Source organism: Bradyrhizobium tropiciagri, from assembly GCF_001189845.1.
GTDB classification, from domain to species: Bacteria; Pseudomonadota; Alphaproteobacteria; order Rhizobiales; family Xanthobacteraceae; genus Bradyrhizobium; species Bradyrhizobium tropiciagri.
The window spans coordinates 1-5721 of sequence record NZ_LFLZ01000148.1 but is presented as its reverse complement, the minus strand read 5'-3'; the positions used below and the strand labels follow the sequence as shown (position 1 = coordinate 5721).

Annotated in this window: 4 protein-coding genes and 1 pseudogene; 3 read left to right on the top strand and 2 right to left on the bottom strand. The window is 59.0% G+C overall.

All coding sequences use genetic code 11. The annotated features are described in order from the left end of the window. Nucleotides 1-515 precede the first annotated feature (515 nt). Nucleotides 516-914 (bottom strand): hypothetical protein, encoded by a 399-nt coding sequence (locus AKN84_RS43935; RefSeq protein ID WP_050426551.1) that lies wholly within the window; start codon nucleotides 912-914, stop codon nucleotides 516-518. A 263-nt stretch (nucleotides 915-1177) separates the two neighbouring features. Between AKN84_RS43935 and AKN84_RS43930 the strand changes: the two genes are divergently transcribed. Beyond that, nucleotides 1178-1996 (top strand): bestrophin-like domain, encoded by an 819-nt coding sequence (locus AKN84_RS43930; protein ID WP_128971718.1) that lies wholly within the window; start codon nucleotides 1178-1180, stop codon nucleotides 1994-1996. A 75-nt stretch (nucleotides 1997-2071) separates the two neighbouring features. Next, nucleotides 2072-2274: pseudogene (locus AKN84_RS50960) on the top strand (hypothetical protein); the annotation flags it as partial. 307 nt (nucleotides 2275-2581) lie between these two features. On the opposite strand, the gene AKN84_RS43925 reads toward AKN84_RS50960, so the two are convergent. Further along, nucleotides 2582-2776: a hypothetical protein gene (locus AKN84_RS43925; RefSeq protein WP_128971717.1), complete on the bottom strand. Its 195-nt coding sequence runs from the start codon at nucleotides 2774-2776 to the stop codon at nucleotides 2582-2584. A gap of 1357 nt (nucleotides 2777-4133) precedes the next feature. Between AKN84_RS43925 and AKN84_RS43920 the strand changes: the two genes are divergently transcribed. Next, nucleotides 4134-5552: an FAD-binding oxidoreductase gene (locus AKN84_RS43920; protein WP_128971715.1), complete on the top strand. Its 1419-nt coding sequence runs from the start codon at nucleotides 4134-4136 to the stop codon at nucleotides 5550-5552. Nucleotides 5553-5721: the final 169 nt, after the last annotated feature.

The following is a 5721-nucleotide window of genomic DNA, read 5'->3' as shown; positions in this document are numbered from 1 at the left end:
TTCGCGTCGGTTTGGCTACTTGCTCGCGTTTTCCGGTCTACCCCTGAGAGCAGACGCTCGCCGCTCGCCATCCGCTCCAATACTTCCCACATCCTGCGGCCCAGTTCGAGGGTGCTACGTAGTAGAGGACAGCGTCTGCCCGGACATAACGTAGCTTCGTGCTCACCCGCTGCACTCGCGATGATATTGCTCGAAGAGCCCGCGCAAATTGACGCTGACTGACGTACCGTCCGTTTGGTTCAGGATCAGCGTGTACCGCTCGGCCTCAAGCTCGCATCCCTTGATCGCTGGACCGGGAGGGCCGCGATCGCCGCGATCGCCTTTCGGTCCAGCCGGTCCCTTTTTCCCTTGGAAACAGAGCGCCTGCCAGCCGTCGCCCGGGCATGGGCCGGGATTGTTGCAGCGCGCGACAAAGCTGCCGCCATTGAGGGCGACAACGTCAAATCTGGAATATGGCTCGCCCGGTCGATAGGTGCCCCTCACGCGAAATGAGATGCCATCAAGACCTCCAGCCGCTACACAAATCCAATGCTCCTCGTCCGGTGGTGCGCGGCCGGTGTCGCACAGCGCTTGATACGTCGAGCCGTCGTGCGTGACCAACTGGCCCTGATAATGCACGTTGTCTTCGGCGTATGGTTGACGCGCGGGCCATTCTTCTCGTCGATTAACTGCCGCAGCCTACCGAGACGTTCTTCGGTCGCGTGCTCCAGCTTGATCAGAGTATCGCCGAAGGCAGCTCGCGCCTCTGCAACCGCCGCTAACGACTCTGCCTTTACTGTTTGGGATGCGTCTTGCCAGCGACGTTTCGTTTCCTCAACGTCAGCTATCATTTTAACGAGGCACTCTTTCCAGACCTCGACCAAAAACTCCCGATCGTCTTCGCAGGGAACAACGTCACGCTCGGTGATACTCATCGCGGCCTCCTGTCCATGCCGCCGCTGCTGTAATGGCAGTATATAGCACGAGCCGATCCGCAAGGGAGCCACGTCGATGGTCGAAGAGGATCGTACCCGGTGCCGGAACCGTGCTGTCGGCCGATCTTGCGCCGTCGGAACAATATGCTCGGCGTTTCCGCGCCTACATTTCAACCGGGAATGTACCGCTTGCCATAAAGCCGCACAGGTTACCGATGTATATGAGGACGCTGAGGGCGACTTTCGAGCGGAGACTTTGCTCAATGATCTTCTTGCTTTTCGCCGTCGGCCTTGCTGCGCTCTTTTTCATTGGCTCTCTCCTCGCGTTGCATTGGGGCAGGAGCTTGGGTTTGCGATACAGAAAGCATGAAGGCGCCGACGGCATGGCCGGGCTTGGCACGGTCGAGGGAGCTATCTTCGCCATCATGGGATTGCTGCTGGCATTCACCATCGCTGGCGCGTTGCAACGATTCGACGACCGTCGACAATTGGTTATTCAGGAGGCGACGGCAGCCACCACGGCCTACGACCGTCTCAGCCTTTTTGGAGGGGACGAGACCCGCGAGCTACAGAGCCTTCTCAAAGAGTATGTTCGCGCCCGAGTCGATCTTTATCGCATGCCGCATGATTTCCTATTGCTGCAAAGAGCGGAGGATTTCTCGGACCAGCAAGAAAATAAACTTTTCGATCTCAAACGTCAGTTATGGGACGCCGCTGTTGGAGCCTGTCCACAGCCGAACTATCGGCCTGCATGCGGCTTATCACTCCCGGCGCTGAACAGCCTTTTCGAGGTCGCGCGCCTGCGCGCCGGTGCGGCCGAAAAGCATCCGCCGCAGATTATCTATGTCATGCTATTTGGTCTTGGGCTGGGCTGCTCGCTCTTGGCAGGGTTCGGCATGTCCGCGAGCGCAGCGCGTAGTTGGATACACATGCTCCTGTTCGCGGGAACCCTGACCATCGCGCTCTATATCGTCACCGACATGGAGTATCCTCGCCTCGGTCTGATCCGGATTGAGAGCTTCGACCATTTTCTCGCCGACGCTTATGAGCAAATGCCGGTCAGGAACATTGGCGATCAATGATCGCGCAGCGGCAATGATCTTGATCTTAGTCAAAACTCATTGCTGTAGATAATCCATGGCACAGAGCATCGGCCCCCTTGGCTTACGGAGCTGCTGGCGCGTCGACCGACCAAGGTTGCTGCGATCGCGCTCGCCAACAAGATCGCCGCATGGCATGGGCCATGATGGCCATAGGGAGCGGCGCAGTCCCATCCGGCGTGCCGAGCCGCGTCTCTAGGCGAGGGTACGGCCAAAGGATGAATGGGGCCATTTGTGAAACTGCTTACTGTGTATCTTGAGCGAGCGGTTGCCCTTGAGGCGTTGGCAGCGGACGAGCCGATTCCGATTTCAAAGATCAACTGCTAAAGCAAGTGCAATCATATCGAAAGCTAGCTGCAAAGCGGGCGAGAGATTATGGGCTTCCGGCGCCAAGCCCGGCCCCGCGTGAGGCGACCTAGCGATAATGCAAGGAGCTTAGCTTCAATCCGAAGAGCTCGGTCCATGGGGCTTCCATGACCGCTTGTGGCCCATCTGCGACCTCGTGCGATGTCCGCTTTCATGCCGCTATTGGGGGCATAGTGGACACTTTCAAAGGGCCGGGAGCGCCTATCGCAGCTTCTTTTGCTCCGCAGCCACGTCGGCTTCGAGCATTTCAAGCTGGCTCGCCAGACCGCTGAAGGTTCGGCTTATGTTGGTCAGAAGGGACGCTCGTTTTTCAGAAATTCCAGCCTGCTTTGCTTGAGCCCGGTATTCGGATGTAAGCTTACGGCAGTCAGCAGCAGTCATCGGATGGTCGTTCATGGACGACACCTGCCTCAACGCTGACCAACGTTCAAATTAAAGATCAGCCATTTCCACGTGCCGGGAAATTGAACAAGGGCCGGGGGGCGGGTTCTGGAAAGTAGAACCTGCAGGGTTTCCGAGCGCGGCGGCGCTCCAACGTTAGCGGCCGCAGGTTGGAGGAAATTTTCTCCAGCAGGCGATGCTTGGCTCCCGTGAGCTGAAGGATTGGGTCATCGCGGAAGCCGCCGCTTAAGGCCTAGTCGCCAGCTGGCAATTAGCACCGCTGCCCGGACTGAGGCGAATATGCTAAGTCCTGTTTTGGTCGAACGTCGGTGATGACGCCCCAGCCGCAGCTTTGCTGCTCTCATGCGTCCTCTTCATCGAGTGTATCGATTTTCTAGTCGCAGCAAGCCAGCGACGAGCCTCAATAGCAGGGCGGATATGGATAGTATCCACAAGTCCTGCGGTAGCCATACGCTCCGTAAGCCGCTGCTCCCGCCGCTGCCGCACCATAGTAAGCTCGCCGATGCACCCTGCGATTAACGCCAGCTACGCTCATCGGCGTGAGTGGCCGCCCAACTCTCGCCTCAGCATTATCAAGGGATACGGATAGCACTTTTGCCGGCGAGTAATGGAGCGATAACGGAGCTGCCGTAAAGAGCGCAGCAGTCACGATCAACCCAAGAAGTTTGACATTTCTTGTCATGTCGTTCTCTCCCTGTAGAGCGATCATCAAACACAGCGTGACATGGCGCCTTACGTCTGGCCGTTGATCTAAATCAATAGGAACCAACTTCGAATACGCGACGCAGATCAACATCGCCTAAGCGCAAAATCTACCCTGCTTGAATTAGTCCGTCTCGGGTCAGACGCGCTGGTTAGACGGGCGCTTGCCGATTCCGAGCCCACCAATCGGAGGCCGTTCCAACTTCGGATGCGGGCCACAAGCCGCCCATAACGGTCAATTGGACGACGTCCGCTTTGCCCCAATGAGCTGACGTTACAATGGTCGAAGAGACCTTCGGCTATGGGCCAATCGCGACGGTTTGGCCCGATCTCGGTAAGGTCCGGTCTACACCTCAGAGCGGACAGTGGAAGGTTGGGCGCATTGGTCGCGATGCGCCAAAAGCTGAAGGTTCCAAGCGGGCAAATTGTTGAAAATGAGACTTCGGTGACTGAACCATTTTGTTGCCGATCGAACTAACGTCTGGGTGGAGATTTGCCGTTCGTTCTGCCGAACGGCAGCGACAACAGGGTTCGTCACTGCCAGCCGGTCCGATGAGCATAGATTATGGACTGGATAAGACGACGAGGAGCATGAGAAACTACAACTCAAGGTGCTCCCTCCGCAATCGCGTGGAAATGGAGAGTTGCCATGTCCCATGCTCCCGCCCAACAGCCCGACTACAGAGTAAGTCAAGCGGCAGTTGCGGACCTTCGTAAATCGCTTCGTGGCGCCCTCCTGCAGCCCGCCGATGCCGGATACCGCGAAGCGCGCTCGATCTGGAACGGCATGATCATCAAAGAGCCTGCGCTCATCGCCCGGGTAAGCGGCTCGTCAGACATTGTCGCCTGCGTGAATTTCGCCCGCGAGAACGGACTGCCGCTGTCGATTCGCGGCGGCGGGCACAACATAGCTGGCACCGCGCTCTGCGACCGCGGGCTGATGATCGACATGAGCTTGCGGCGCGGCGTGCGCGTCGACCCTGACCGTCGGATAATTCGGGCCGAGGCTGGCACCACCTGGGGCGATGTCGATCACGAAGCGCAACCCCTCGGGCTGGTTGTCCCGGGCGGCATCGTGTCGAATACCGGGGTTGCCGGGTTCACTCTGGGCGGCGGCTTCGGTTGGACGTCGCGCAAGTGCTGCTACGCCGCCGACAATCTTGTCTCGGTTGACATCGTCACTGCGGACGGTGAGCGTCGGCACGCCAGCAAGACCGAGAACGCCGATCTGTTCTGGGCGTTGGCGGGTGGCAGCGGCAATTTTGGCGCGGTCACGTCCTTCGAGTTCCGAGCACATCCACACGGACCGCAAGCTCTATGCGGGATGGTGGTGTACCCGATGACACAAGCGCGCGACGTTGCGCACCAATTTTGTCGGATCGCCGCCACGGCGCCGGACGAACTGTGCTGCCTGCTCATCTTGCGCATCGCTCCCCCTGCGCCGTTCCTGCCCGAGGCGCTGCACGGCACGCCAATCGCGGCGATTGCAGCGTGCTGGACCGGCGATCCCATCGCCGGACAGGATGCGATGCGTGCGCTCAAGAGCTTTGGCAAGCCGGCTGCCGATACGATCACCGTGAAGCCGTTCGTTGCGCATCAGACCATGCTCGATTCCGGCCAGCCGTTCGGCCGCCGCTATTACTGGAAGTCGGATTTTTTCGTCGATATGAGCGAGCGCTTGATTGATGCGATGGTCGAGCATGCTGAACGTATTGCCTCTCCGCATTCCGCCGCTCTCTTCATGCACATGGGCGGCGCTCCCGCCCGACTCGATCGCGGGCTCAACGCCGTCGGCTTCAGGACGGCCCAGTACGTGTTGAACGTGCAGGCGGCTTGGGAAAATCCGCAGGAGGATCGCCGTCATATCGAATGGGCGCGCGAATACTGGGCGGCTATCCATCCGTTTTCGACCGGCGCCGCTTACATCAATTTCATGACCGAGGACGAGGGCGACGCCCGCGTGCGCGACGCCTATGGCAATCGGCTCTACGAGCAGCTCGCCGAGATCAAGGCCAAATTCGATCCAGGAAATCTATTCCACGGCGCACAGAACATCCCGCCACGATAGGTGCACGTAGACACGGTGGAGGGCAACCATCCTGCTTAGGTGGTCAGCCGGACTTAATTGCGCGGATGTCGGCTTGGGGTCAATCGCGTCGTTCTGAGGCCGCGACCGCGACTTCCGGTCTTGCCCAATGAGCAGACTGGTTTGCGCCTATCGGCATGTCGCAAACGGG